This window comes from Halalkalibacter akibai JCM 9157, assembly GCF_000513135.1.
In the GTDB taxonomy this organism is placed as follows: Bacteria; Bacillota; Bacilli; order Bacillales; family Bacillaceae_D; genus Halalkalibacter; species Halalkalibacter akibai.
On record NZ_BAUV01000007.1, the window covers coordinates 20,010 to 46,251 of the forward strand.

Here is a 26,242-nt window from a genome sequence, read left to right on the forward strand (position 1 = left end):
TGTTTTAATATTAAACAAAAGAAGCATTTTTTTTGGTACTATAGTAAGAGAGAAAATCTAACATTACTTCTCATTTTACTATGACATCATAAGACAGTAAGGGGTTTTTGAATTGCTAAAACGTACATATGGGTTTAAAAATGACCATTGGAAAAAAACTCTTGACCAAAGTGGAATGGAATTAAGAGAGTTTACTGCAATGAGTCTAGAAAAAGTAAAAGTAAAGTCAAAAAAGAAACGTATTAGACAAAAAGCATTAAAAAGAGCTTTAAGTCAAAAGGAAGTTGCAAAAGAAATTTTATTGATGGTTCAAAAAGAAAAACAGGATAGTCCACAAACTATTAAACAAGAACAGTCTGTAACACTAAATTCAGTTTCTGTTCGAGGTTTACCGGTAACATTTCTTTTGAAACTAGGAAAAAAGTATTTTAAAGAAGCAGATGTTGTCAGGTTTTACTACAATGCAGATAAAGAAGTTTTTTATAAAAATAAAGAACTTTTAGTAGACGTTGTTGAGACAGAATCAAAAAATTTACAAGACGATCAATATGATTTGTTCCTAAAAGATGTGCAAGCTGAATTAGAGAAAAGAGCGGCAAAATAAAACAAGGTAGCAAAGGGTTAACGCGAAAGGTCGAAATATAGACTTTCGTGATAACCCTTTTTTACTTTAGTAGATTAAGAAATCTTTAAGCTTGTATTCAGCTAGTTATATATTTACAATAATGACATATTGAAACAAGATGGGGTGGATGCATTGAATATTGAAATTGATCTTACTCAGAATTTAAAGTCAAAACCAAATGCTGATCAAATTGCTTTCGGAACAATCTTTACAGATCATATGTTTGTTATGGATTATTCGACTGAAAAAGGTTGGTATGATCCTAGAATTGTACCGTATCAACCAATTGCCCTTGATCCAGCTGCTATGATCTTTCATTATGGACAAACTATTTTTGAAGGTCTGAAAGCATATACTACACCAGATGATCGCATCCTTCTGTTTAGACCAGAAAAGAACTTTCGTAGATTGAATTTATCCGCTGATCGTATGAGTATTCCAGCTATAGATGAACAGTTCGCGTTAGCAGGCTTACAGAAATTAATTGAAGTAGAAAAAGAATGGGTTCCTAAAGCAGTAGGTAATTCTTTATACATAAGACCATTCATTATTGGGACTGAACCTAATTTAAGCTTAGCCCCATCAAAAACGTACCAATTTATCATCATTCTTTCACCTGTTGGCTCTTATTATAAAGATGGAATTCAACCTATTAAAATACATGTGGAATATGAGTATACAAGAGCCGTCCGGGGAGGAACGGGATTTGCTAAGACGGCTGGAAATTACGCCGCAGCTTATAAGGCTCAGGAAAAAGCTACTACAGAAGGATACTCACAAGTGCTTTGGTTAGATGGAATTGAAAAAAAGTATATTGAAGAAGTTGGAAGTATGAATGTATTTTTTAAAATAAATGGTGAGGTCATCACACCGGAGTTAAATGGTAGTATTCTAGAAGGTATAACCCGGATGTCGATCATTGAACTATTAAAGGGCTGGGGAATTACTGTAATAGAGAGAAGAATTTCCTTAGAAGAATTGTATAATGCTGCTAATTGTGGAGAGCTTGAAGAGGCTTTCGGGACTGGAACTGCAGCGGTTATTTCCCCAATCGGAGAACTAAATTGGGGAAATCGAAACATCGTTATTAATAAGAGTGAAATTGGAAGCCTCTCTCAAAAGTTATACGATACACTAACAGGAATTCAGACAGGGAAATTAGAGGATTTAAATGGTTGGACTGTTGAAGTGAAGTAAAGGTTCTTTCAGCAAAAGGCAATTTAATTTGAATTATTGTTTATAAGCGCTTGGACGTGATACTACTTACCAAGCGCTTTTTGCTTTGAACTCACTATTAGTTTGAAGAGACTTTCTTCAAAGAGTGAGTGTATTTGGAAGACATATGTGAATTTTTCACTACTTTACCAACTATAAATGCACCATATTTCCATTTTAAAATCAGGTTTGCAGTTACGATCGAACTTACTGTGCTAGCTACGAATAAAACAATGATATAAATTGCACCAAGCTTTAAATTTAGATGATCAACTAGAAAATCGATTGCAGATAAATAAAACATATGAAGAAGGTATATTGAGAATGAATAGGAATTAATTACTTTTAAAGGTGGTGGTATAGACTTTAACTTCTGTGACATGTAAAAGAACAAAAAGCACATTGCCGTTGTATGGAAAAGCATATCTACCCGTTTTGAACTGTGGGTGGAAATGATGTCAAAATGATAATGAAAAAGGAGTACAGTAGTAGAGAGAATAGGTGCAGTTAACACAATCCATTTATATCTGTTTAATAGCTTAATAAATGTTTTATAGTATAGTCCACAATAAAATCCGAGCGTAAAATAAAATATCCAACCTATAAAAGGGACCCAGTAATATCGGTCCCATACATAATTGTGAAACGGAATTGTTTCTGGTGCTGAAATAAAGTTAAATATTACCAAGTATGTTGTATTGATTACGAATGAAATGATGAGTGGATAAGTGGGCTTAATTTTTTGTAAGAGACGATGAAAGAAAAAATGTAAAATGTAAAATTGGAAAATGATTAAAATAAAATAACCATGAAAATCTCCAATAAATACATTCAGAAAAAACTTAGATAACCAATCGTGAAAAGAAGATGCGTATGGAAGAGAATAAAAGATCGCCATGCTACAGAATGGTAGAAAAATATACATCACTCGTTTTCTTAAGAAATGAGAAGGTAGCTGTCTATTTTTATAACTATATGACAGTATAAATTCGGATATAAAAATAAACATTGGTGTACCAAAATATAGAATTACGTGTAGGCAATCTAATAAGAATTTTGCCATGTCATTAGTGTAAATAGTAGTCATTCCAATACCAATAGAGTGAAGTAAAACGATTGACAAACAAGCTATGCTTCTTAGAAAAATAATTTCATTTACCGTATTTCGTTTCATTGTTTATCATCCCACCATAAAAACCTAATAAAGCGATTTGGTGAAGTTAGTTGATCTTTTTCAAGAAGGATCAGACATTTCTCCTCTAGGTGATCCCACTTTTGCTGCCAATCTATTGACATAATTTTATCCGCAAGTTTTAAAGTGAGAAAGCCAAATAATGCACCACCAACTAAGTCAATAACCCAATGTATACCTAAGTAAACAGTTGAGAAAATGATCCCAATATTCAAGAACGTATAAAAGTATTTAATTGGTTTTGAAGATTCTCTAAGGGCTAATAAAATCGTGACTGTCGCAATTGATGTATGCATGCTAGGAAAAACATGATTTAAACTCGGGATAACGGGTTCAGACACAGTCCGATACCCTAATAATGGATCAGTATAATTAGTACCGTGCCACAGATTCTGAATCCACCATACTTGATGACCATCTACCCAAAAATGAAAGGGCAAAATCAGTAAGTATTGAAGGAAGTGACCAGCAAACATAGCTAATAGTATTTTGCGCGGTTGCCCTGTAACTAAATAATATAAACATAAACCTAATATACAAAAAACAAATCCATGAATATAAATGTAAACAAAGAAACGATCTAATAAAGGTGTGGATAACTGCCACAACCAAACTCCATCATTATAAGGTATCATACTCAATAATGGATCAATGTAAAATTTAAAACCGAATAATCCATTTTGATTACTAAGTTCCCATTGGAGTTGGAGAACATGAATCACAAATGTAAAGAGGCTAAAGAAAATATATAAGCCTAAATATCGAATCGAGGTTTTTAATTGTTCACGATCAAGATTAAAATATTTGATTGAAAAGATGATCGGAAGTAGTAAAAGAAGTAAAAACTGTAATCGTTCCCACTCAGAAGGTACTAGTAAAAGACATAAAAGCAAGCCTACTAATAAATATAATACTGTACGGTTAGCTTGTTTCTTATAATTAGTTAACATAGTCCTCACCTTAAGTTTAGTCTTAGATGCTAAATAAAGTGTACCGAAACAATTTAACCAATCTATAATCAAACTTTTAAAAAAATATTAAAAACCAACTTGGGCGAATTTCCCAAGTTGGTTGAAGTGGAGATTTATCTCCACAGGGGTTTAATTACAACTTGGGCGAATTTCCCAAGTTGGTTGAAGTGGAGATTTACGAGTTATATAATGTATCGTAATTATATATCGGAAATGAAATGGTAAAAGTACTTCCTTGTCCAAGTTTACTTTCGACATGAATGTTACCTTTATGGAGCTTAACTAACTCTTTTACAATGGCCAATCCAAGTCCTGTACCTCGTCCATTTTTTGTACGATCACGGTCCACTTTGAAAAAACGGTCCCAAATTCGATCCAAGTCATGAGAAGGAATTCCAATACCTGTATCAGTTACAATTACACATAAACAATCGTTTTGAACTTTTGTTTTTACGGTAATGGTACCATTGGATGTGAATTTATTTGCGTTATGAATAATATTTGTTAATATTTGTTCAATTCGTAATGAGTCACCAATAATATACGGGAGGGGCTCCAGAGTAAAACTTTGCAACTTATTATTTCTTTTAATAAATGTTGGATTTAACTGAAGAGAAACGACTTTTATAATTTCAGCGATATCAACTTTTTTTAGATGCATAGAAATCTCTTTTTGTTCCAGTTTAATTAGGTCCATTAGATCGTCTACTAATTGGTTAAGGTATTCTGTTTCACGAAACATAATGTTGTAATACTTTTGCTGTAATTTAGGGTCTTTTACGAAACCTTCTTGCAACACTTCTAAAAAGCCTTTCATTGCAGTTAGGGGTGTTCTTAATTCATGTGAGATATTTGCGATAAAGTCTTTACGACGTTGTTCGGTTGAGTCTCTTTGTTTTTCTATTTCATTTAATTTGGCAGCCATCCGATTAAAGGATTGTACAAGTGCGCCAACTTCATCTGGAAGATGGTGGTTCACCCGTTTACTATAATTTCCTAATGCGATCTCATTCGCTGCTTCTTCTACTTTTCTTAAAGGTTTTGAAATGGTCCAAGATAGGTAGGAAACTAGAATACTAACAATGAGGAGACCTCCAAGAATTGACCAAAGTACGATCTCACGGATGTTACGGACCGTGGACTTTATGCCTGCAATCGGTGAATGCAATATAATTCCTCCATGAATAATTCCTTCAGAAGTCCATGGAACCGCTACAGATAGCATTGGTCTTTCTTCTTCATCTATCTCCATTATTTGGATGCTGTTTCGACCATTTAATAGATCTTCCATGAGCGAATCGCTCATGATTTCACCAACGAATTCATCCTGCATTGTTGAAGCAGCTACAATTCTTCCCCCAGTATCTATCAACCAAATGTTGTACGAAGAAAATGAACCTAATTTTTCAATGGTTTGTAACAATTCACTCGTAACTTCTGAATTTTCTATAATCGAAGAGTTAATATTTCGAGCTTGTCGTAACATATCATGTCTTTGTTGAGTAGTAAGATAATCGGTAGTAGAAATAGATATTTGAAGGCCAATTAAGCCGATTCCTAAAATGAATATAGTTAAAAAGCTAATCATCAATCGACGAAACAAACTATGATTAAGCCACGCAATGATCTTATTCAATATAGAACTGATAGCCTACACCCCAAACTGTTTTAATACATTGAAAATTAAATGGTTCAAATTCACTGCGTATCCGTTTAATATGAACATCAACGGTCCGAATATCTCCAATGAAGTCATAGCCCCACACATGTTCAAGAAGTTGTTCTCTAGTAACAACAATATGTTTATGTCGAATTAGATAAACAAGTAAGTCAAATTCTTTCGGTCTGAAAAATAAAACGGTTTCATTTAGTTTTACTTCTCTTTTCTTTACATGGATTAGTAAATCATGATACTTGAATGTTTCTTCTTTCTCTTCTTGACCTTGATTGGAGGTTCTTCTAAAAACAGCTTTTATACGAGCAAGAACTTCACGTGGACTAAATGGTTTTGTAACGTAATCATCTGCACCCATCTCTAATCCTAAAATACGATCTAATTCTTCTGCTTTAGCTGACAACATGATAATAGGAACTTCTGTTTTTTTTCGAATTTGCCTACAAACATCAAAGCCATCCAAGCCTGGCATCATTACATCCAATAAGATAATATCAGGCTTTTCTGTTTCAAATAATGATAAGGCCTGTTCACCATCCGAAGCTTCAATCACATTAAAATGATTTTCTTGTAAGTAAATTCGAATTATTTCACATACGTTTGGATCATCGTCTGCAATAAGAACTTTTGCGTGAACCAAATACTCACCCCCTTGTTCATTCTTATGTGAATTTCTATAAATGTAGAAGACGCAGAGAAAGACAGTCAATTAAAGCATAGTGAAAAAGCCAGCTCACATATCGTATGAAAGGCTTCAAAGTATGAATTTTTAACAAAAGTGGTAATAAATCAACATCCAAACCATGACATTTTAAAAGTTGTTTTCGTTTGAGAAAAAAAGGCCAATTGATAGAGAAAACAACATATAATATAGAAGGAAATAAAAATTAAAGAGAAATCTGGTGTGAAATTATGTCTTCCCTCTCTGCTACTATTTCGTTAAAAGACAAAGAACCAATACTTGAACATGAAAGAAAAATTGTGTTGTTGTGGAGTGTAACGGTGTGGCTTGTCGTTATGAATACGACGATGTTTAATGTCGCTCTTCCAACTGTATCTAATGAGTTAGTCTTAACATCTGCGACAGCATCTTGGATTGTATCAGGCTATTCCATTGTTTTCGCTATATCAACTATTACATACAGTCGACTATCCGATTATATCCCGATAAAAAAATTGTTGTTTGTTGGACTTTCTATACTAGGAACAGCATCAATCATCGGTTTGATCGCTACAGAATACAGCTGGCTTATTGTGGCAAGAGTGTTACAAGCTTTAGGTGCCGGGGCTGTACCCGGTTTAGCGATGGTTTTGGCCGGCCGTTATATACCAGTATCTAGACGGGGGAAAGCGATGGCCTTCATATCGTCGGCTGCATCTTTAGGGTTTGGGATAGGTCCAGTGATGGGAGGAATTATTACTCAATACTTAGGTTGGAATTACCTCTTTTTAATTACAGGTCTTGTCCTTTTCTTAACACCGTTCTTTATTAAATGGCTTCCGGTAGATGAAATTAAAAGAGTAAGATTTGACTTTCTTGGTGCTTTCTTAACGGGGGGAAGCGTTACAGGATTATTGCTGTTTCTCTCTACATTATCCTTTTATTATTTATTAGCAAGCTTAATTGGACTAATTTGGTTATGGATCCACATTAATAAAATATCGGTTCCTTTTATGCAACCTAGTCTTATAAAAAATAAGGCATATAGAGCACTTATATTTGTCGCTTTTACGGCATTTATTATACATTTCTCTTCTCTTTTCTTAATGCCAATCATCTTATCAACTGTTTATAATAAAGAACCAGCAGCTATTGGTATGATTATTTTTCCGGGAGCGATATTGTCAGCTATCGCAGCTCAGTTTATAGGACGTCTAATTGATCGACTTGGCAATAAGCCCGTTATTACTTTGGGTCATGTTTTTTTAATCGTTGCTACTTTGTTGTTTGCCTTTTTCTCTAGTGTGACGCCCTATGCGATAATGGGAACTTATATGTTTATGAGTGTGGGTTTCTCAGCTCTTACTTCAAGCACATCTAATCAAGTTACAAGGCTCTTACCAAAAGAAGAAGTAGGTGCTGGAATGGGTTTGATACAACTCATGCAGTTTTTTGGCGGAGCGTTAGGAGTAGCGTTATCAGGACTTTTACTCGTTTGGCAAACAGAATTATCACCAGCAGAAAGCTATCGCAACATCTTTTTAGGTTTTAGTTTACTCTTAGTTCTTTCTGCTGTAATGTTCGTAATGAATCAAAATAGAAGCGAAAAAGCTTCTTAAATCAAGTTAAGACGAAACGTACATGAATTATTTTCAAGAAATACCACATCCTAAAAAGGTCTTAATAACTTTGAGAAGGATGTGGTATTTTGGATTCAAATTTAGCTTTTTTACGCGAGTCTCTGTCGAACCACACTGATAATCATAAAATATGTCAACGTATTTATCAGAAGCTAGAACAGAACCATTATGCAAATGAAGAGGAATTTGTGAAGGATTTAGAAGAAAATGAAGCGACTATTTTAAATCTGGTGCTTCAATATGAGTTAGATTATGCAAGGAATGAACAGGATGATGTAAGAGTACAGCAGTTAAACGGTGTATATGAGCTTTTACTTATCTAGGCATAATTATAATTTAGGCATGCTAAGAGTCTTGACTTTTAGCATGCTTTCTTATTTGCTTCTTGCTTTATAGTTAATCTTAGTTTTTCAACAGTTTTTGGTAAAATTTCTTGTTTTCGAGTATAATAGAATAGGAGATGAAACTGTTGTGAAAGGGAAGATTGTCTATGAATATCTCATTTTTCTTATTGCCCAAAGCAGAGGTTGCCTTTTTAGATCTTGAATCAACGATGAGACAAGCGTTAGAAAAAATGGAATATCACAAATATTCAGCTGTCCCAATTATTGATCGACATGGCAAATATATTGGCACTCTTACTGAGGGAGATCTGCTTTGGCAAATAAAGAATACTCATTCTTTCTCCCTTGATTTAGCTGAACAAATTCAGTTGAAAGATATAAAGAGAAGAATAAAAAATATGCCTGTTCGAATTGACTCTGAGATGAAAGGCTTACTGACGCTCGCTATTTCTCAAAATTTTATCCCTGTCGTTGATGATCATGGAATCTTTATTGGTATTATTAGAAGAAGAGAAATTATTGAATACTATGCTAACTCAATGGATAAGGGACATGTTAGTTAAAAGGAGAAGATGAAATGGCTTTATTTACTGCAATATTATACATGGAAAATGAAGAATTAAATGCTACATATCGTCCTGCACACTTAGAGTATCTAGAAGGTCTTGAGAAAGAAGGCAAGATTTTCGCAAAAGGCCCTTTCTTAGATGGAGCAGGAGGGATGGTTATTTATGAAGTTGATTCACTTGAAGAAGCTAGAAAACTAGCCGAAGCCGATCCTTATGTTGTAAAAGGTGTAAGAAAATTAGAGCTTCATGAATGGGGAAAAATGTAATCATTTTAAGGGATAATTCGATTCAGTCGAATTATCCCTTGTTTCTTTGACAAATAGCTGTTTTTCTTAGATAATTATCTATTAATGAATTAAAAATACGGGGGCTTTTTTTTGAATACATATAGTCGTTTACCTTTTGCATTTAACCCAAAGGAATCTTTTTTTGAACAGTTAGGAGACTGGATTGGTGATGTCTTCTACGACATATTGCCGGAGGCTGGTCTCGAACTTCGTGATGAGCAAATTTTCATGGCGTTCCAAACGGAAAAAGCATTTATTGATAAGAAAATTATGTTTGCTGAAGCAGGAGTAGGGACAGGGAAGACACTTGTTTATTTACTGTATGCGATTAGTTATGCAAGGTACATGAGGAAGCCAGCTATTATTGCTTGTGCGGACGAGTCTTTAATCGAGCAATTAGTAAAAGAAGGCGGAGATATTGATAAGTTATCTAAAATCTTAAATATAAATATTGACGCCAGATTAGCCAAATCAAAAGATCAGTATTTATGTTTACAGAAATTAGATACAGAACGATCGAAAGAGGACTATGAGGACGTTTTTGATGATATTCATGTTGATTTACCAGCTTTTGTTCATGGCAATCAAACGATGCAATCCTTTTATCCATATGGTGATCGGAAAGAGTATTCACATTTAAGTGATCCAACATGGACTAAAATTGGTTGGGACTCTTTTCAAGATTGTTTTGTTTGTGATCAGCGCCATCGCTGTGGACAAACACTTTCGCGCGATCACTACCGTAAATCAACTGATTTATTAATTTGTTCTCATGATTTTTACATGGAGCATGTTTGGACATATGATTCACGTATTCGAGAAGGGCAACTTCCGCTTCTACCGGAACCGAGTACAGTCATATTTGATGAAGGCCATTTGTTAGAAATTGCAGCGCAAAAAGCACTAACGTATCAATTGCGTCATGATGTCATCGAAGATCTGTTAACGAGATTATTGGAAAATGATGTACGAGAAGAATTTGCTGTTTTGGTCGATGAATTAATTTCACATAGTATGCATTTTTCTTTTGAATTAAAACAACATGCAAAAACAGTCAAAGGCTCAAATCGAAAAGAGCTTGAACTAACATCTAATTTGACTCATTCAGCAAAAGAATTTGTTCAATTAATTTCAAGACTTGAAGACGAAATTGTTTTCGAAAGCGAAATGTACACAATTGATCAATATCAGTTGAAAATTGTGGAAGAGCATCTAGATATGATTCACCATGCTTTGAAAATTTTTGTGGAACAAGACAATTTAATTACGTGGGTCGAGGAAGATGATTCAGGAATTAAGTTAGTTATTATGCCAAGACTAGTCAAAGAAGTTTTAAAAGAAAAAGTTTTCTCTAAAAAGTTACCTTTCGTCTTTACATCGGCTACATTATCAACGAATGAATCTTTTACTTACTTAGCTGAGAGTTTAGGGATAGAAGATTACTTATCGTTTTCGGTTGCTTCTCCATTTGATTACGCTGAAAAAATGCGAGTCGTTGCAGCCACAACGACAGATGATGTGGAAAAGCTTGAAGTTACGAAAAATCTGTTAGAACAAACAGAAGGAAAAGCTCTTCTGTTATTTACAAGTGAAGAAGAATTGCAAACCTTTAAAAAAGGTGTACAAGATGATGCGTCTTTCGCTAAATGGAACATTCTATTTGAAGGAGATCAAGAAATAAGTCAGTTAATATCTGTTTTTCAACATGATGTAAATTCGGTTTTAGCGGCTGTAAGTTTATGGGAGGGTCTAGATATTCCAGGAGAATCTCTTTCAAATGTGATTATTTGGTCGTTGCCATTCCCGCCTAATGATCCTGTTTTTGCGGCAAAAAGAAAAGCATCCACTGATCCCTATTCAGAAATTGATCTTCCACATATGATTTTAAGATTGCGACAGGGTATGGGTAGATTAATTAGAACTCACGAGGACCAAGGTGTCGTTACTATATTAGATGCAAGGGTTTGTAAAGATGACCGTTTAAGAACACTGGTTGAAGGAGTACTTCCTGAAGGTGTTGAATTAGTGAAACAATGATTTCAATAGTTTACTTCTTTATATTAAAGCGGTAATCTAGTAGAGTGGGAAAATTGTCGTAGGGGAGAGTTTTGTTGATGATTAAAGCAATCTTTTTTGATTTGGACGATACACTTCTATGGGATCAAAGAAGTGTAGAAAAGGCATTTGAAGCGACATGCCAGGTTGCGGCCGAAAAATATGAAGTGGATCCTGCTGCTTTAGAAGAAGCAGTTCGAAATGAAGCGAGAGAACTATACTCAACCTATGAGACTTTCGAATTTACTCAAATGATTGGAATTAATCCTTTTGAAGGTTTATGGGGAAACTTCCTTGATGACGATGTGAATTTTCGTAAGATGAAAGAAATGGTTCCGGGCTATCGAAAAGATGCTTGGACGAAAGGGTTAAAAGCTTTGGGTATTGACGACCCTCAGTTTGGGGAAGAGTTAGCAGAAAGATTCCCAAGCGAGCGTCGTAAGCATCCATTTGTATATGAGGAGTCTTTTCAAGTCCTCGATCAACTTAAAGACAATTATCAACTTTTACTTTTAACAAATGGTTCACCAGATTTGCAAAATACAAAGTTGGACATTACTCCTGAACTAGTTCCATACTTTGATCATATTGTTATTTCAGGTGCTTTTGGAAGAGGCAAACCTGACCCAAGCATCTTCCAGCATGCACTTGATAAAATGGGGCTTGGCAAAGATGAAGCGATTATGGTTGGGGATAATTTAATGACTGACATACTAGGTGCTTCTAGAATTGGTATGAAATCTGTATGGATTAATCGTCATAATAAAGAGCGTAATGAAGTTTTGCCTGATTACGAGATTAAACACTTAGAAGAATTGTTTCCGATTTTAAGTAACTTAAATAAATAAGGATAATAAGATGAGCTATGTTAGCTCATCTTATTTAGTTAGAAGCAGTCTTTTTTAGGGTATATTAAAAATAGATCGACAAATATACTTTAAAAAAGTAAGTGAAATTAGTTTACAATTTATCAGTTTAGATATAAACTGATAAAAGAAGAAAGGGTGATTTCCATTGTCCAGTTTTAATATGGGAAAATCACAGGATTTAAAATTAGGTCTGCTATTATGGTTTCGACTTGCACAATTTTATAACCGAAGTAATCAGTTGTCTAATCAGCATTTGAAGAAGTGGAACTTGAGTATTGCCCAATTTGATTTACTTGTGCAAGTAGGGGTACATCAACCAATTTCACAACAAGGTCTTGCCGAAAAACTTCTTGTGACCAAAGGGAATATAACGCAAATGGTTGTGAAAATGGAAAGCGCAGGGTTAATTCAGAGAACACAAGAATGGCGCACGAAACACATAACATTAACGAACAAAGGAAAAGAGTTATATGAAGAAGTGGTTCCGCAACAAGAACTCTTTCAAGTTAGTCAGTTTCAAGCCTTAACTAAAGATGAACAAAAACAGTTACTAGCATTATTGAAAAAATTGTAAGGAATTAACGGAGGTAACGAGATGGATTTAAAACCTTTATTAGGTCAACACCATGTTTCAGCCATTACGGCGAACGCGAAAGAAAATTATCGTTTTTATACGAAAGTTCTAGGACTTAGACTTGTGAAAAAATCAATCAATCAAGATGATCCATCTGTTTATCACTTGTTTTATGCAGATGAACGCGGAAATCCAGGAACGGATTTAACCTTTTTTGAAATCCCACGAGCAGGGCAAACGTATCTTGGTACGAATAGTATCTCATTAACTTCACTAAGAGTGGCTTCAGATGCTTCACTTGACTATTGGAAAAATCGTTTAGAAGAGTATCAAGTAGATCACGATGAGATACAAACAAAGTATGGAAGAAAAACACTAGCTTTTCGAGATTTTGAAGGGCAAAGATTGGAACTTGTTTCTGACCAATTAAACGAAGGGGTAGCGGGTGGAAAACCATGGGATAAAAGTCCAGTTCCTGTGGAACATGGAATTACAGGCTTAGGTCCTGTGAAGCTAACAGTTCCCAATTTAGAACTTACCGCCAATGTACTCGTCGAAGCAATGGGATACCGTCAGAAAGCTTCTTTTCTTGAGGGGGAGCATAATGTTAGCATCTTTGAAACTGGTGAAGGTGGTACGGGGGCTGAGGTTATTGTTGAAGAAAGAGCTGATTTACAGCGAGAAAGACCAGGGCGTGGAAGTGTGCATCATGTAGCTTTCCGTGTTGAGAGTGAAGAAGAATTACGAAAGTGGATTAATCACCTTAAGAAACTTCGCCTTCCAAACTCAGGTTTTGTAGAAAGGTATTATTTCCGGTCGCTTTATTTCCGAGATCCAAATGGCATATTGTTTGAATTAGCAACAGATGGTCCGGGTTTTGAAGGGGACGAATCGTTTGAACATTTAGGTGAAAACCTTTCATTGCCACCTTATTTTGAAGATCAAAGAGCTGAAATAGAAGCAAAGCTAAAACCGTTAGATACTAAGGAGTGAATATGATGAAACATGTTTATTTTGAAGGAAAGAAAAAGGGTGCACCTACTCTTGTTTTGCTACATGGAACAGGTGGGAATGAACACGACCTGTTATCATTAGCTGAGATGATTGCACCAGATGCAGCGGTATTAAGTGTAAGAGGAAATGTACTAGAAAATGGCATGCCACGTTTCTTCAGACGACTTGCAGAGGGAGTATTTGATGAACAAGACCTTCTTTTTAGAACAAAAGAATTAACAGAGTTTATAAGTGAGAAAGCGAAAGAATACCAATTTGACAGAAATAAAGTGGTGGCAATTGGATATTCAAATGGAGCTAATATTGCAGCTAGTATGATGTATCATCATGAACAGTCTTTGAATGGAGCGATTCTGTTTCATGCAATGGTACCACGTCGAGGCGTGAATATACCTGACTTAACAAATACTAAAGTGTTTATTGGGGCAGGGAAACAAGACCCTTTAATTCCTTTGAATGAAACAAAAGAACTCATTGAGGATTTAAAAAAGGCGAATGCATCTGTTACAGAATATTGGGTTAACGGTGGTCACCAGCTAGTAAGAGAAGAAGTTGAAGAAGCGAAAAAGTGGTATGATCAGCATTATAATAAATAGCAAGTAATTCGCTTATAATTAGCAGAATAAATGTTTAGTAAAATAGCGATTAAAGACAATGCTTGGAGCAGCCTCTGAGTGTTGTCTTTTTTTGTGTCGTGTTAGTTAGTAAGCGGTCACCATTGCTCTTATATACTAAAAAGTCTTGTTATTTTATTGTTAGGAGGACTATAGATTCCCTATTCAGTATAAAAGAAGTGAAATTTTTAAAAAAAAGTGTCAATAAGTACTTATATGTCCGCTAACCTTGCAAAAATGAAGTTTTTTTATCAAATAAGAAACCTGGTGTCCGTAACCTCTCTGTCAAAAAGTAAAATCAGTCCGTATAATACAAGTAAACATTAATTAATCAAATGATCATTTGATTATTAGGTTGACATACATTCAAACAGAAATTAGAATGAAAATATATAATCAAACCAATATTAGAATGAAAGCATCACCAAAACGAATTTTTGATTGAGGAGTGGATATTATGAGCGAAAAAGTTAAACACTCAGCAGATACTTGTGAAATTTTCTGCTATGACGAAGAAAAAGTTAACCGGGTTAGTTCAATTGTAGATCAAGAGACTCTTGCTCCTGTCGCAAATATATTTAAAGCTTTATCGGATGAAACTAGACTTAAAATAGCCTACGCTTTATTACAAGAAGATGAATTATGTGTGTGCGATGTAGCTAATATTATTCAAGCAACAATGGCTACAACCTCTCATCATTTGCGTCATCTGCGTAACTTAGGAATTGCTAAGAGTAGAAAAAAGGGGAAATTAGTTTTTTATTCTTTAGATGATGATCACGTTAAAATGCTAATTACAACAGCGGTCGAACACGGAAAGGAGGTTAGAGAACGTGGGGGAGAAAAAATTAACTGAAGCTAACCGACATGTATACCGGGTCGAAGGATTCACTTGTGCTAATTGTGCTGGTAAATTCGAAAAAAATGTTAAGAAGCTTCCTGGGGTAGAAGAAGCCAAAGTGAATTTTGGGGCATCTAAGTTATCTGTAATTGGTACTGCTTCAGTAGAGGAATTAGAAAAAGCGGGGGCTTTTGAGAATCTTAAAGTGGTACCTGAAAGAGTGAGAGAATCATCTCAACAATCTGTTGAAAGCTCTGTTCAAGTTGAAAAAAGACCGTTTTATAAAAAGTACAATACATTGCTATATTCTGCTTCGTTTCTTTTGATTGGTTTTCTATCGTATTTTGTAAATGGTGAGGGAAACATCGTTACTACTATGTTATTTTTAGCTTCTATGGTAGTCGGTGGTCTTTCTCTTTTTAAAGTAGGCTTCTCTAATCTACTACGTTTGGAGTTTGATATGAAAACGTTAATGACCGTGGCGGTTATTGGTGGAGCCATTATAGGAGAATGGGGAGAAGTGGCCGTTGTCGTTATTCTGTTTGCTATAAGCGAAGAGCTTGAACGATTTTCAATGGATAGAGCAAGAAATTCAATACGTTCTTTAATGGATATCGCTCCAAAGAAAGCTACGGTTAAACGAAATGGTGAAGAATTAGAAGTGCATGTAAATGATATTACAGTTGGTGATATCATGATTGTAAAGCCAGGGCAGAAGATTGCGATGGATGGTGTAGTAGTTAGCGGGTATTCTTCTGTGAACCAGGCAGCTATTACTGGTGAATCTGTACCAGTAGAGAAGAAATTGGATGATGAAGTATTTGCTGGTACGTTAAATGAAGAAGGTTTGTTAAAAATTAAAATTACTAAATTAGTTGAAGATACAACCATTGCAAAAATCATACATCTTGTTGAGGAAGCACAAGGAGAACGTGCTCCGTCACAAGCATTTATTGATAAGTTTGCAAAGTATTATACGCCAATTATTATGGTTGTTGCAGCTTTAGTTGCCGTTTTACCGCCTTTATTTTTTGACGGGAGCTGGGAAACATGGGTGTACCAAGGGTTGGCAGTTTTAGTTGTTGGATGCCCATGTGCATTAGTTATCTCAACTCCCATTTCAATAGTTTCGGCAATAGGAAATGCAGCAAAAAAAGGAGTATTAGTAAAAGGCGGAGTCTATTTAGAAGAAATAGGCTCACTAAAGGCGATTGCCTTTGATAAAACTGGAACTTTAACAAAAGGGGTTCCTGTTGTAACCGATTATCATGTTCTTCATCCACATACAGACGATAAAGAATTATTTACAATCATTACGGTTTTAGAATCTCGTTCGCAGCACCCTCTTGCATCAGCAATTAAGAAAAAGGCTAGTGCAGAGAACCTTAGTTACTCTGACGTTCATGTGGATGATTTCACATCTATCACTGGAAAGGGAATTAGAGGAAAAGTTAACGGAAACACTTACTTTATTGGTAGTCCAAACCTATTTAAAGAATTTACAACAATTGATAGTGAGTTAGAAGAAAGAATTCAATCTCTACAAAATCAAGGCAAAACAGTAATGGTAGTTGGAACTGCAACCGAGATCTTAGCTGTGGTTGCCGTTGCGGATGAAGTACGAGAATCTAGCAAACTAGTAATTGAAAAGCTGCACAAAATGGGAGTAAAAGAGACGATCATGCTTACAGGTGATAATCAAGGGACAGCACATGCTATTGGTCAATATGTAGGCGTATCAAGTATCCAAGCAGAACTTATGCCGGAGGACAAATTAAATTTCATTAAACAATTGAAGGCAAGTTACGGTAAAGTTGCTATGGTGGGAGACGGTGTAAATGACGCTCCTGCGCTAGCAGCCTCAACGGTAGGGATTGCTATGGGAGGAGCAGGGACTGATACAGCATTAGAAACAGCAGACGTTGCTTTGATGGGAGACGATCTAAAGAAACTCCCGTTTACCTTAAAGCTAAGCCGAAAAACGCTTAATATCATTAAGGTAAACATCATATTTGCAATTGCTATAAAATTCATTGCCTTAATGTTGGTCGTACCTGGGTGGTTAACACTGTGGATTGCGATCGTTTCGGATATGGGGGCCACTCTTCTAGTAGCACTAAATAGCATGCGACTTATGCGTGTTAAAGAATAAACAAGAGGGAGTCAAAAATGGACTCCCTCTTTCTTTCGTTTAGAATGTTTTTTATTTTAGTATAATTATATAGGGGTGAAGCTATTCTAGATTGTTATACCTATAGTTAGTAAAAAATCTAACAGGGGATATATCACTATTGTTATAAAATAAACAGGTATAATTCCTTACCAGATTACAAAGTGATTTAGGAAGAATTAACCTTTTATTGGAAAACATTGTAAAAGGAATGTTCGAATGTGGAACAAGATGGTAAACTACTGTTGATTTAACCGCTTGCAAAACTAGCGATAAGGAGGAATCTAGAAAAAACTTGTTTTCCAGAAGCTTGCTTAAAAATTAGAAGAGGTGATCTGATGAAGAAATGGATTATTTACCTGATGGCAGTAACATTAATCGTAACAAGCTTCTTACCAGTCAGTCAGCAAGTTGCTTCAGCCCGCCAAGAGCCAGTCCCCCTTGTTGTTGTTTCTGTAGAAAGTGAATCAGACATACAGGAACTAATTAATGCAGGATTAGATATTGCTGATATTGATCCTGTCAATTTGGAAGTTACCATTGTACTTGGAAACTTTGAAAAACAGTTTTTAGATTCAAACGATTATTCTTTCGATATTTTAGTAGAGGATTTAAACGTACCAGCAGAATCTGATATTGAGAAACCTCTAAGTATTTTTTCTGTGTTGAAATCTACCGAAAGAACGGATTACCGAAACATTGATGAATTTTATGAGGAAATAGCCGAGATTGCTGAGAAATACCCTGAACTTGTTCGCGTAGAAGAAATTGGTAGATCAGTTGAAGGAAGACCAATTCATGCGATTGAAATCAGTTCAACACCTGGTCAGAAAGATGGAAAACCTGAAAGTGTTCATATGGCGAGTCATCATGCACGTGAATGGCCAACAGGAGAGCTGGCAATGGATTTAGCATGGTATTTGGTTGATAATTATGGATCTGATACACAAGTAGATCACATTGTCGATAATGTACGAACGTGGATTATTCCGATGGTTAATCCTGATGGGTTTGTATGGTCTCAAGAAAGTTTTAGAATGTGGCGTAAAAACAGAAAAAATAATGAAAATGGTACATTTGGGGTCGATCCAAATCGAAATTATTCATACTTGTGGGGTGGAAATGGATCCTCAGGTGTGGGAAGTTCTGAGACCTATCGTGGGATTGCGCCATTTAGTGAACCAGAGACTGCTGCTATTCGAGACTTTTATTTAGATCGAAACATTGTGACGACTATAACTGGTCACACATATGGACAGCTCATTTTATATCCTTGGGGTAATACAACAGATCCTATGAGAGCAAGTGATCAATTTATCGCAGAAATGGGTGCGGAAATGGCTAAGTGGAATAATTACACAGATCAGCCTGCGATGCAATTATACGCTACTCATGGCGATACAGTGGATTGGATTTATGGAGCCATGCGTGGGATCGCATTTACGTATGAATATGGAAAAGAATTCATCCCACCATATGAAGGGTACCGCTCTACTGTTATTGATGCAGGTGGACATGGTGAATTTGACTTTAATACTTTCACTTTTTCTGTTGATTATACAGGTACTAGTGGGAAAATTATTCATGCAGGTAAAGGCCTGAGTGCGGCAGATTTTCCTGCAGAAGTAGCAGGTAATATTGCTTTGATTGAGCGAGGCGATATTTCGTTTAGAGACAAAGCACTCAATGCAGCTGCAGCAGGGGCTTCAGGAGTGATTATTTACAATAACACAACTGGAACGGTTTCTGGTACGTTATCAAGTTCAGGAGTTCCAATTCCAGTAGTAGGGATTACAAGAGCAGATGGCGTTAGTCTTGTGAATAAATTAAATGCAGGTGAAGAAGTTACTGCATCATTACAAGTGAGTAACACGCCTAGAGATAGTTACAAACAACTATGGGAAATGAGTCTACCCCCGTTTCTATACAATATTGAAAAAGCGGCAGAACACGCAAGTACATTAGAAGGTCAAGTAGTAGATAAAACAACAGGTGAAGAAGTGAAAGCTACTCTAGAACTTGATTTGGACTTCTTTGTTCCTCAAACAGGAGTCAGATCAGGACAGTCTGTAACAGAATCGCAACATGTAACATTAGACACAGATGGTTCTTTTGTTTGGAATGTTTTACCGAGTGAACAACCTGATTACGACACACCACCTTATTTGATCACTGCTAAGGCTGCAGGATATTACGATGCGGCAACGGAAGTAGAGGTTAAAGAGTTTGGTGAGAAACATAACATCGACTTCCATTTACAACCAGTCGCAAAGGTAATTGGTGCTAGTGCTAGTAAAGAGAGCTGGAATCCAAACGCCACGATTCCATTTAAATTTGAAACATTTGATCATACAGGTGAAACAAAGGCAATGAAAGACGTAAAAGTCAAAGTGTTAAATGGGGACAAGGTTGTGGCTACTTATTCGGAAGGGAAAGGAGCTAGTGCGATTAGATCAGATGTTGCAGGTGAATATATCATAAATATTCAGCCGCGTTCTCTGGGTTTACAATCTGGAACTTACTCAATTATTATTGAATTCACAAATCAAGATACGATTGAAACGCTGGTTGTTCCAATTGAGGTAGGTCAGTCTAACTCAAAAGGAAAAGCAGCATAAAAACATAACGATTAAGGGTTATCCGAAAGTCGAAAAGACTACTTGGATAACCCTTTAACTTTATATGCCTTTGATCATAACTTCTTGAATTTCATTTAAACGTCTTTTGGCTTCTGTTAATTTAGAGTGTTCAGAGCTAGTACCGATATCTTGAATAAGGGAATCTAATTCCGTTTCAAGCTCGTATAACTCATTTTGAAGAAATGCGAATTCGGTTGGATCATTTTCACGGATGATTTTAACTTCAATTAATTCTGTTAGAGCTTGATCAACAGTTGATTGTATACGTGTTAGAAATTCTTCTATTTGATCGTCAGTTGGCATAAATAGTAGACTCCTTTTTCTTTTATCATGTGCGTGTCAGTTGCTTTTATTCATAAAAAACTTATTAATAAGAGGGATTATGCATATCCTTATTGAAAACTGTATATACCACAAAGAAGTAAAAAGCATTCCATAAATGAAGGAGTGGACGAATGAGTAAGCATCCAGAATGGCGAGATGAACAACAGAGAGTTGATTTTGTTGTTAGTGAAATAGAAATAAGAGAAAAGACCTTAAAAGCAAAGCTCGGGAATATAAAGGGAGATGTAATTGAGATTCGAAAGAACTTCTGGGACGATGTTACGGTTAACCTTGATAATGCAGAGGAAGCTGCAGAGACGTTTGCTAGTATAAAACAACAAGCTGAGTTGATGTCTGAACGAGAAAGAAGTCATCGTCATGATGTAAGACAATTAAAAAATCTACATAAATTAAAGAATTCACCTTATTTTGGTCGAATAGATTTTGTGGAATCTGGTGAAAGTCAAACCGAATCTATTTATATAGGAACCGCCTCTTTTGTTGATCAAGAAGGAATTGATTTTTACGTATATGACTGGCGTGCTCCGATTTCAAGTTTGTATTATGATTACGGTCCCGGTCAAGGAAGTTATGCCACACCTTCTGGTTTAATTTCTGGTGAAATTACATTGAAAAAGCAATTTATTATTCGAAATGGAGAAATTAAACATTTGTTTCACACAGGAATTACAATTGGTGATGAACTTCTTCAAGAAGTACTTGGTAACGCTTCTGACTCACAAATGAAGAGCATTGTTGCGACCATACAAAAAGAACAAAATCAAATTATTCGAAATGAAAAAGGACGACTACTCATCGTACAAGGAGTCGCAGGAAGTGGGAAGACTTCAGCTGCCTTGCAAAGAATTGCTTATTTATTGTATCGCTATAGGGATACACTTTTGGCCGATGAAATTGTTTTGTTTTCTCCAAATCCTTTGTTTAACAGTTACATTTCTACGGTTTTACCTGAGCTTGGTGAAGAGAATATGCAACAAACGACATTTCAAGATTATTTAGAACATCGTTTAGGAGAAAAATGGACGTTAGAAGATCCATTTAGTCAAATGGAGTACGTTCTAACTTCAAAGGAAGATCCCGCTTATGCGGCTCGTATAGAATCAATAAAAGTGAAGTCATCACTCGAGTGGATTGTCTATCTTGATCAGTTTATTTCCTCACTAGAACAAGAAGGTTTGATGTTTAATGACATTACTTTTAGAGGTCGTATCTTGTTTCAGAAAGAAACGATTTATCAATATTTTTACGAATTAGATGCTGACATTTCTATTCCTAATCGGATGAACATGTTAGTCGAACGATTACTAAGAGAAGTAAGAGAGTTCGAGTTAAAAGAAAAGTATGAAGAGTGGGTTGAACAAGAAGTTGAACTATTAGACAGTGAAACACTATTAAAAGTTCATCAAAAAGTTGAAAAAGAGAAACAGAAAGACTCTGATGATTTCTATGAATTTGATCGCGAACAGGAACTGTTACAATCACTTGTCATCAAGCGAAAATTAAAAATCGTTAGAAAAACGATTGAAAATTATTCTTTCCTAGATGTGAAGGCTATTTATTTGAAATTATTTCAAACAAAGACTAATGAAGTGTTTAATAATGTTCTTTGGCCAGAAATTTGCTTTATGACTATTGATCAAATTCAACAAGGACATTTCCTTTATGAAGATGCAACTCCATATCTTTATTTAAAAGGTAAATTAGAAGGATTTCATGTGAATACAACGATTAAACATGTTTTTATTGATGAGGCACAGGATTATTCTCCTTTTCAATTTGCCTTTATTAAAAATATGTTTCCGCGAGCAAAATGGTCGGTACTTGGAGACTTTAATCAATCCATATACGTTCATTCTAAAAGAAGTAGCTTTACTGCATTAGAATCATTGTTTGAACCACAAAATATTCAGAAAAATACATTGACGCAAAGTTACCGTTCAACAAGGCAAATTATTGATTTTGCTAAACATATTCTTGATGCGGAAATTGATCCTTTTAATCGGAGTGGTGACAAGCCAACCATTATAAAGGCAAAGAATGAGCAAGATTTAAACCAGTTGCTTCTTAATCGAATTAATGACATTAGCAAGAAGCATAAAACCATTGCCGTCATTTGTAAAACAGCTAGAGAAAGCGAACTGTTATATAAGCAGATTCAAAACAAAGTGGATGTTCGCTTAATTACAAAGAACTCTACTGGTTATGAATCAGGAATTGTCATTATTCCTTCATATCTAGCAAAAGGGGTAGAATTTGATGCCGTTATCGTGTTCAACGTGTCAGAGACTATCTATAATCAAAATAGTGAACCAAAGCTTTTGTATACCGTTTGTACTAGAGCCATGCACTCGTTAGATTTGTTGTACAGGGATAAATTAAGCCCGTTGTTGACTAGTGTTAAAAGAGAAACGTATCATTTTCAAGGTTAGAATTCTTGATTCTACCCATGGATGTCTTAAAAGATGAAGAATCTTTTAAGACATCCTTTTTTGTTGAGTTTCAAATAGCCTTCTTTTTGAGAACTTTAAAATTTTGTGTATCGTTTTTATAAAGAAAGAGAAAATAACCTTGAAACTAAACAATATTTGGAGGTAAATAATGAAACGTGTACATGGAATTTTAGTCGCTGTCGTTCTAATGATGTCAATTTTCTCTGTTCAACCGAGTGCGGATGCCGCTATTCAAATGTTCAAAGAGCCGCCATTCTCTCATTACAAAGTATCTAGAGGAGATTCTTTTTGGTTTATTGCTAAGCGCTATGGCCTTGATTATCAGGAGCTAATGCGTTTAAATCCCGATGTTGTTCCGACGAATATGCATGTCGGTGAAGTAATCAGATTGAAGCCAGAAGCTTCTCATCATAGTGCTTTTGAAGACCAAGTAGTTGCACTAGTCAATCAAGAAAGACGTCAGCGTGGTTTAAATCCACTTCAACACAGAGCTGATGTGAAAAATGTTGCTCATAAGAAGGCACAGGACTTAATTAATGCAAATTACTTTGCTCATAACAGTCCGAACTATGGGTCGCCGTTTGACATGTTAAGAACGTTTGGAATTAGTTACCGGACTGCAGGCGAGAATATCGCCAAAGGACAAACAACTCCTGAACAAGTCATGAGAGACTGGATGAATTCTCCTGGTCACAGAGCGAATATTCTTAAACCGGAATATGACACAATTGGTGTTGGTTTTTACCATGGAGCTTGGGTACAAATGTTTATTCAAGCTAGATAACCACATTAAGTCCCGCTCAGAATAGAGTGGGACTTTTTTTTGAATGAAGATTGATTTAAGAAGATAATTGCTTTAAAAAGAGGGAAATAGTGATTAAACGGAGAATTAGATAAAAATTGGAGGCGTCAAATGTTTATTGAAATTGAACCGAACAGTTTTTTATTTAAACTTACGATTGCTACATTTCTCTGTATTATTATTGGTCTAGAAAGGGAATTAAAAAGAAAACCACTAGGTTTAAAAACGTGTTTAGTCATTGGTATAATGAGCTGTTTGCTCACCCATGTATCTATAATTGCGGCAGAACATTACGCAATTGCCTATACGAAACCAATGGATCCGCTTCGTCTTGCAGCGCAAATCGTTTCTGGTATAGGTTTTTTAGGAGCAGGCGTTATATTAAGAAGAAACAATGATATGATTTCTGGGCTTACAACGGCAGCAATGATTTGGGGTGCTGGTGGGATTGGCATTGCATGTGGGGCTGGATTTTGGATTGAAGCAATAGTAGCGACTGTTTTACTTTTAATCAGCGTCGAATTTTTACCGTTCTTATTTAAATTTATTGGACCCAAAGCTCTTCGAGAAAAGGAATTAAAAGTTAAAATTACCGTACATGCAGGAGATCAGTTAACCGAGATCTTAAAAGATATGAAAAGTCAGAACATGAAGGCGAAAAAAGTAAGAGTAAAGGATTTAAAAGATACAACAATAAGGCAAATGGATTTAATCATTTTAGTCGATGAAAAAACGTACACAACAGATATTTATTATAACTTAAAAAAAATGGATTACATTGAGAGTGTGGAAATTGAGTCATTGTGAGATGCATCTAAGGGTGCATCTTTTTTGTCATCAAATTACATGACAAAAATTCGAATAATACTAATGCATACCGCCACTACGCTAATTCCTGTTCCAACAGACCATTTTATTAACTGAAGTTGTTGTTTACTCAATTTGCTTTCTACTTCTTGTTCTAACGCGAATTCTTTTTCGTTTAAAATTTGATCAATCAGTATCTGGACTTCATTTTGTTTTAGGTGTTGCTCATTCGCCATCTTTAAAGTCTCAATTTTAGATTCTAACTCTTTAATTTTGAGTTCAAGTTCTCTTAGCTCTTGATCTTCTGACATCGTATTTTCATCCTTTCATGTCAAATAGTTTTGGTTATGTCTATAGCTATTTATTTGATTGTATCGTTCCCTTTCTCCTTCTAAAATGAAAAGAAAACCTTTTGGGATAGTGGGGAGGTGCCCAAACATATTTAAACGTATTGCATAGGCTAACAAGTGTGAAGGGCAGTTTCACTAAGAAAAAAAGGAGTGTTATAAATGACAACCGTAACAGGGTACTCAGGTGGATTTCCATTAATTGTTGTTTTATTTATTTTATTAGTTATTGTTGGTGCAAGTTGGGCTGGAACTGGGTATGGTGCAGATTATGCACCAACGTATGGCTATGGATACGGTTATTAAGTTACAAGCAGCACGTCGTTAATTTGACGTGCTGCTTGTTATATTGCAATTAGATAACAGTTGCTCCTTAATCCTTTAGATCCACCATAAAGCAGAGCCTAAGGCTAAACCACCAATTGCAGCTAAAGCAATTGGGAACCCTAATCCAAAGCCAGGGCGACCCCAGCCCCAGCCCCAACCGTAGCCGAAACCGCCGAATTGACTAGTTCCAGTTGGTTGCAAGTAAACATGAGTATCTGTAACATGTGTAATTGTTCCTGTATATCTCTTCCCATCAAGACAAGAAATTGTTACAACTTTTCCACGATAGCGACAACAAAGATCGTAATAAGACAAGACATCTCTCTCCCTTCGTTAATAAACGTTCACTTTTATACTATTTTAAGAACCGATATTTGTTTGTGAATAGGCCTAATTCCGAAGCAAAATCAGCATTTGTCTTGGAAGAACCTGTTTAAAACATCTACATAGAATAGTAGAGAAGACAGAAGTGGGAGTGAATCAATGAAAAAATATAGTTATATCGATTTCTTGGCGGAATTTGGAGTGAGAGGTGCACATCCTGGTGGTATGGAGGCAACAAAATATATCATGCAAAAAACAAACTTAAAAAAAGGGGCAGCGGTTCTTGATGTAGGGTGTGGAACGGGAGAAACGGCTTGCTACTTATCTAATCAACACCATTTTAAAGTTTGTGCACTAGAAAAACATCCTATCATGTTAAAGAAAGCAAAAGAGCGATTTGAAAAAGAGTCACCAACAATTCAGTTAGTTGCTGGTTCAATTGAAAACATGCCTTTTGAGCAAAATAGGTTTGATCTGATTTTAGTAGAATCGGTTCTTTCTTTCGTAGAGGCTCGAAAAGCACTGGTAGAATGTTTTCGAGTTTTGAAAAAAAATGGAACTTTAATTATAAATGAAATGACGTTATTGGACGTGTTATCTCAAGAAGAAGTGGCGAAAATAAAACAATTTTATCAACTGACCGGCTGTTTCAATGAGCAAGAATGGAAACAATTACTGGTAGAAGCAGGGTTTAAACAGATAGAAAAATGCCAAGTTAGTTTAACTGACAATGATAAAGTTAATGAATTAGAACTTAGCCCTAATATGGACCTTGAGCTATTTGATATTCTAGATGAGCATGATAGTCTCTTAGAAGAATTCAAGGGAAGAATGGGGAATGTTGTGTTATTTTCTAGAAAATAACATAATCACTATGAAGAAGGT

At 35.5% G+C, this 26,242-nt stretch carries 26 protein-coding genes; 19 read left to right on the top strand and 7 right to left on the bottom strand.

Features of this window, described 5'->3' with window-relative positions:
* The first annotated feature begins 112 nt into the window (after nucleotides 1-112).
* Both JCM9157_RS06065 and JCM9157_RS06070 read left to right on the top strand, forming a co-directional pair.
* Nucleotides 113-604, top strand: coding sequence for a hypothetical protein (locus JCM9157_RS06065; RefSeq protein WP_035663073.1), 492 nt, complete (start codon nucleotides 113-115; stop codon nucleotides 602-604).
* Between the two features lie 144 nt (nucleotides 605-748).
* Nucleotides 749-1,822: a branched-chain amino acid aminotransferase gene (locus JCM9157_RS06070; RefSeq protein WP_035663075.1), complete on the top strand. Its 1,074-nt coding sequence runs from the start codon at nucleotides 749-751 to the stop codon at nucleotides 1,820-1,822.
* 97 nt (nucleotides 1,823-1,919) lie between these two features.
* Here JCM9157_RS06070 and JCM9157_RS06075 read toward each other — a convergent pair whose 3' ends face one another.
* From JCM9157_RS06075 to JCM9157_RS06090, 4 genes are all read right to left on the bottom strand, one after another.
* Complete coding sequence (locus JCM9157_RS06075; RefSeq protein ID WP_035663077.1) at nucleotides 1,920-3,014, bottom strand: acyltransferase family protein; 1,095 nt, start codon at nucleotides 3,012-3,014, stop codon at nucleotides 1,920-1,922.
* Entirely contained in the window at nucleotides 3,011-3,982 is a 972-nt protein-coding gene (locus JCM9157_RS06080; protein ID WP_035663078.1) for a phosphatase PAP2 family protein, read from the bottom strand. Before JCM9157_RS06080 ends, JCM9157_RS06075 begins: the two co-directional genes overlap by 4 nt.
* A 196-nt stretch (nucleotides 3,983-4,178) precedes the next feature.
* Nucleotides 4,179-5,639 carry a sensor histidine kinase gene (locus tag JCM9157_RS06085; RefSeq protein ID WP_052012976.1) on the bottom strand — a complete coding sequence of 487 codons (1,461 nt, stop codon included), beginning with the start codon at nucleotides 5,637-5,639 and terminating at the stop codon, nucleotides 4,179-4,181.
* Nucleotides 5,632-6,318 (bottom strand): response regulator transcription factor, encoded by a 687-nt coding sequence (locus JCM9157_RS06090; protein ID WP_035663080.1) that lies wholly within the window; start codon nucleotides 6,316-6,318, stop codon nucleotides 5,632-5,634. The genes JCM9157_RS06085 and JCM9157_RS06090 overlap by 8 nt, the downstream gene beginning before the upstream one ends.
* 272 nt (nucleotides 6,319-6,590) lie before the next feature.
* On the opposite strand from JCM9157_RS06090, the gene JCM9157_RS06095 reads away from it, so the two are divergent.
* The 12 genes from JCM9157_RS06095 to JCM9157_RS25885 all read left to right on the top strand — a co-directional run bounded on the left by JCM9157_RS06095 (nucleotide 6,591) and on the right by JCM9157_RS25885 (nucleotide 19,934).
* Nucleotides 6,591-7,958, top strand: a complete 1,368-nt coding sequence (locus tag JCM9157_RS06095) for an MFS transporter (RefSeq protein ID WP_035663081.1) — start codon at nucleotides 6,591-6,593, stop codon at nucleotides 7,956-7,958.
* 89 nt (nucleotides 7,959-8,047) lie between these two features.
* Nucleotides 8,048-8,302: a sigma-G-dependent sporulation-specific acid-soluble spore protein CsgA gene (locus tag JCM9157_RS06100; protein ID WP_035663082.1), complete on the top strand. Its 255-nt coding sequence runs from the start codon at nucleotides 8,048-8,050 to the stop codon at nucleotides 8,300-8,302.
* 167 nt (nucleotides 8,303-8,469) lie between these two features.
* Nucleotides 8,470-8,886 carry a CBS domain-containing protein gene (locus JCM9157_RS06105; protein WP_035663084.1) on the top strand — a complete coding sequence of 139 codons (417 nt, stop codon included), beginning with the start codon at nucleotides 8,470-8,472 and terminating at the stop codon, nucleotides 8,884-8,886.
* A 14-nt stretch (nucleotides 8,887-8,900) separates the two neighbouring features.
* Nucleotides 8,901-9,158 (top strand): YciI family protein, encoded by a 258-nt coding sequence (locus JCM9157_RS06110; protein ID WP_035663086.1) that lies wholly within the window; start codon nucleotides 8,901-8,903, stop codon nucleotides 9,156-9,158.
* A gap of 111 nt (nucleotides 9,159-9,269) precedes the next feature.
* Nucleotides 9,270-11,216, top strand: a complete 1,947-nt coding sequence (locus JCM9157_RS06115) for an ATP-dependent DNA helicase (protein ID WP_035663088.1) — start codon at nucleotides 9,270-9,272, stop codon at nucleotides 11,214-11,216.
* A 77-nt stretch (nucleotides 11,217-11,293) separates the two neighbouring features.
* Complete coding sequence (locus JCM9157_RS06120; protein ID WP_035663089.1) at nucleotides 11,294-12,082, top strand: HAD family hydrolase; 789 nt, start codon at nucleotides 11,294-11,296, stop codon at nucleotides 12,080-12,082.
* A gap of 181 nt (nucleotides 12,083-12,263) precedes the next feature.
* A complete protein-coding gene (locus JCM9157_RS06125; RefSeq protein WP_035663091.1) occupies nucleotides 12,264-12,677 on the top strand; it encodes a MarR family winged helix-turn-helix transcriptional regulator in 414 nt (137 codons plus the stop codon).
* A 21-nt stretch (nucleotides 12,678-12,698) separates the two neighbouring features.
* A complete protein-coding gene (locus JCM9157_RS06130; protein ID WP_035663092.1) occupies nucleotides 12,699-13,670 on the top strand; it encodes a ring-cleaving dioxygenase in 972 nt (323 codons plus the stop codon).
* Nucleotides 13,671-13,672: 2 nt separating this feature from the next.
* Nucleotides 13,673-14,287: an alpha/beta hydrolase gene (locus JCM9157_RS06135; protein WP_035663094.1), complete on the top strand. Its 615-nt coding sequence runs from the start codon at nucleotides 13,673-13,675 to the stop codon at nucleotides 14,285-14,287.
* A 475-nt stretch (nucleotides 14,288-14,762) separates the two neighbouring features.
* Nucleotides 14,763-15,161: an ArsR/SmtB family transcription factor gene (locus JCM9157_RS06140; RefSeq protein WP_035663095.1), complete on the top strand. Its 399-nt coding sequence runs from the start codon at nucleotides 14,763-14,765 to the stop codon at nucleotides 15,159-15,161.
* Nucleotides 15,139-17,298, top strand: a complete 2,160-nt coding sequence (locus tag JCM9157_RS06145) for a heavy metal translocating P-type ATPase (protein ID WP_035663097.1) — start codon at nucleotides 15,139-15,141, stop codon at nucleotides 17,296-17,298. Before JCM9157_RS06140 ends, JCM9157_RS06145 begins: the two co-directional genes overlap by 23 nt.
* 356 nt (nucleotides 17,299-17,654) lie before the next feature.
* Nucleotides 17,655-19,934: a M14 family zinc carboxypeptidase gene (locus tag JCM9157_RS25885; RefSeq protein WP_052012977.1), complete on the top strand. Its 2,280-nt coding sequence runs from the start codon at nucleotides 17,655-17,657 to the stop codon at nucleotides 19,932-19,934.
* A 60-nt stretch (nucleotides 19,935-19,994) separates the two neighbouring features.
* Here the strand turns inward: JCM9157_RS25885 and JCM9157_RS06155 are convergent, their stop codons facing one another.
* Nucleotides 19,995-20,258: a DUF2524 family protein gene (locus JCM9157_RS06155; protein ID WP_035663099.1), complete on the bottom strand. Its 264-nt coding sequence runs from the start codon at nucleotides 20,256-20,258 to the stop codon at nucleotides 19,995-19,997.
* A gap of 152 nt (nucleotides 20,259-20,410) precedes the next feature.
* Here JCM9157_RS06155 and helD point away from each other — a divergent pair, with 152 nt between their 5' ends.
* The 3 genes from helD (at nucleotide 20,411) to JCM9157_RS06170 (ending at nucleotide 24,359) form a co-directional block, all read left to right on the top strand.
* Nucleotides 20,411-22,729 (top strand): RNA polymerase recycling motor HelD, encoded by a 2,319-nt coding sequence (helD, locus tag JCM9157_RS06160; protein WP_035663101.1) that lies wholly within the window; start codon nucleotides 20,411-20,413, stop codon nucleotides 22,727-22,729.
* Nucleotides 22,730-22,898: 169 nt separating this feature from the next.
* Nucleotides 22,899-23,534, top strand: a complete 636-nt coding sequence (locus tag JCM9157_RS06165; RefSeq protein WP_035663103.1) for a CAP domain-containing protein — start codon at nucleotides 22,899-22,901, stop codon at nucleotides 23,532-23,534.
* A gap of 129 nt (nucleotides 23,535-23,663) precedes the next feature.
* A complete protein-coding gene (locus tag JCM9157_RS06170) occupies nucleotides 23,664-24,359 on the top strand; it encodes an MgtC/SapB family protein (RefSeq protein WP_035663104.1) in 696 nt (231 codons plus the stop codon).
* Nucleotides 24,360-24,394: 35 nt separating this feature from the next.
* Here JCM9157_RS06170 and JCM9157_RS06175 read toward each other — a convergent pair whose 3' ends face one another.
* The gene (locus JCM9157_RS06175) at nucleotides 24,395-24,670 is read right to left on the bottom strand and encodes a Clp protease/crotonase-like domain-containing protein (protein WP_035663105.1); all 276 of its coding nucleotides are present in this window, start codon (nucleotides 24,668-24,670) and stop codon (nucleotides 24,395-24,397) included.
* 198 nt (nucleotides 24,671-24,868) lie between these two features.
* On the opposite strand from JCM9157_RS06175, the gene JCM9157_RS23860 reads away from it, so the two are divergent.
* On the top strand, nucleotides 24,869-25,012 hold the full coding sequence (locus tag JCM9157_RS23860; RefSeq protein ID WP_081734071.1) for a YjcZ family sporulation protein: 144 nt from the start codon (nucleotides 24,869-24,871) through the stop codon (nucleotides 25,010-25,012).
* A gap of 75 nt (nucleotides 25,013-25,087) precedes the next feature.
* Here JCM9157_RS23860 and JCM9157_RS06180 read toward each other — a convergent pair whose 3' ends face one another.
* Nucleotides 25,088-25,348, bottom strand: a complete 261-nt coding sequence (locus JCM9157_RS06180) for a hypothetical protein (protein ID WP_035663107.1) — start codon at nucleotides 25,346-25,348, stop codon at nucleotides 25,088-25,090.
* A gap of 168 nt (nucleotides 25,349-25,516) precedes the next feature.
* On the opposite strand from JCM9157_RS06180, the gene JCM9157_RS06185 reads away from it, so the two are divergent.
* Nucleotides 25,517-26,221, top strand: coding sequence for a class I SAM-dependent methyltransferase (locus JCM9157_RS06185; RefSeq protein WP_035663108.1), 705 nt, complete (start codon nucleotides 25,517-25,519; stop codon nucleotides 26,219-26,221).
* Nucleotides 26,222-26,242: the final 21 nt, after the last annotated feature.

Coding starts and splice junctions, on each gene's coding strand:
- JCM9157_RS06075 (WP_035663077.1), bottom strand. CDS start 3,014: ATGAAACGAAATACGGTAAATGAAATTATTTTTCTAAGAAGCATAGCT.
- JCM9157_RS06080 (WP_035663078.1), bottom strand. CDS start 3,982: ATGTTAACTAATTATAAGAAACAAGCTAACCGTACAGTATTATATTTA.
- JCM9157_RS06095 (WP_035663081.1), top strand. CDS start 6,591: ATGTCTTCCCTCTCTGCTACTATTTCGTTAAAAGACAAAGAACCAATA.
- JCM9157_RS06105 (WP_035663084.1), top strand. CDS start 8,470: ATGAATATCTCATTTTTCTTATTGCCCAAAGCAGAGGTTGCCTTTTTA.
- JCM9157_RS06110 (WP_035663086.1), top strand. CDS start 8,901: ATGGCTTTATTTACTGCAATATTATACATGGAAAATGAAGAATTAAAT.
- JCM9157_RS06120 (WP_035663089.1), top strand. CDS start 11,294: ATGATTAAAGCAATCTTTTTTGATTTGGACGATACACTTCTATGGGAT.
- JCM9157_RS06125 (WP_035663091.1), top strand. CDS start 12,264: ATGGGAAAATCACAGGATTTAAAATTAGGTCTGCTATTATGGTTTCGA.
- JCM9157_RS06130 (WP_035663092.1), top strand. CDS start 12,699: ATGGATTTAAAACCTTTATTAGGTCAACACCATGTTTCAGCCATTACG.
- JCM9157_RS06135 (WP_035663094.1), top strand. CDS start 13,673: ATGATGAAACATGTTTATTTTGAAGGAAAGAAAAAGGGTGCACCTACT.
- JCM9157_RS06140 (WP_035663095.1), top strand. CDS start 14,763: ATGAGCGAAAAAGTTAAACACTCAGCAGATACTTGTGAAATTTTCTGC.
- JCM9157_RS25885 (WP_052012977.1), top strand. CDS start 17,655: ATGAAGAAATGGATTATTTACCTGATGGCAGTAACATTAATCGTAACA.
- JCM9157_RS06155 (WP_035663099.1), bottom strand. CDS start 20,258: ATGCCAACTGACGATCAAATAGAAGAATTTCTAACACGTATACAATCA.
- helD (WP_035663101.1), top strand. CDS start 20,411: ATGAGTAAGCATCCAGAATGGCGAGATGAACAACAGAGAGTTGATTTT.
- JCM9157_RS06165 (WP_035663103.1), top strand. CDS start 22,899: ATGAAACGTGTACATGGAATTTTAGTCGCTGTCGTTCTAATGATGTCA.
- JCM9157_RS06170 (WP_035663104.1), top strand. CDS start 23,664: ATGTTTATTGAAATTGAACCGAACAGTTTTTTATTTAAACTTACGATT.
- JCM9157_RS06175 (WP_035663105.1), bottom strand. CDS start 24,670: ATGTCAGAAGATCAAGAGCTAAGAGAACTTGAACTCAAAATTAAAGAG.
- JCM9157_RS23860 (WP_081734071.1), top strand. CDS start 24,869: ATGACAACCGTAACAGGGTACTCAGGTGGATTTCCATTAATTGTTGTT.
- JCM9157_RS06185 (WP_035663108.1), top strand. CDS start 25,517: ATGAAAAAATATAGTTATATCGATTTCTTGGCGGAATTTGGAGTGAGA.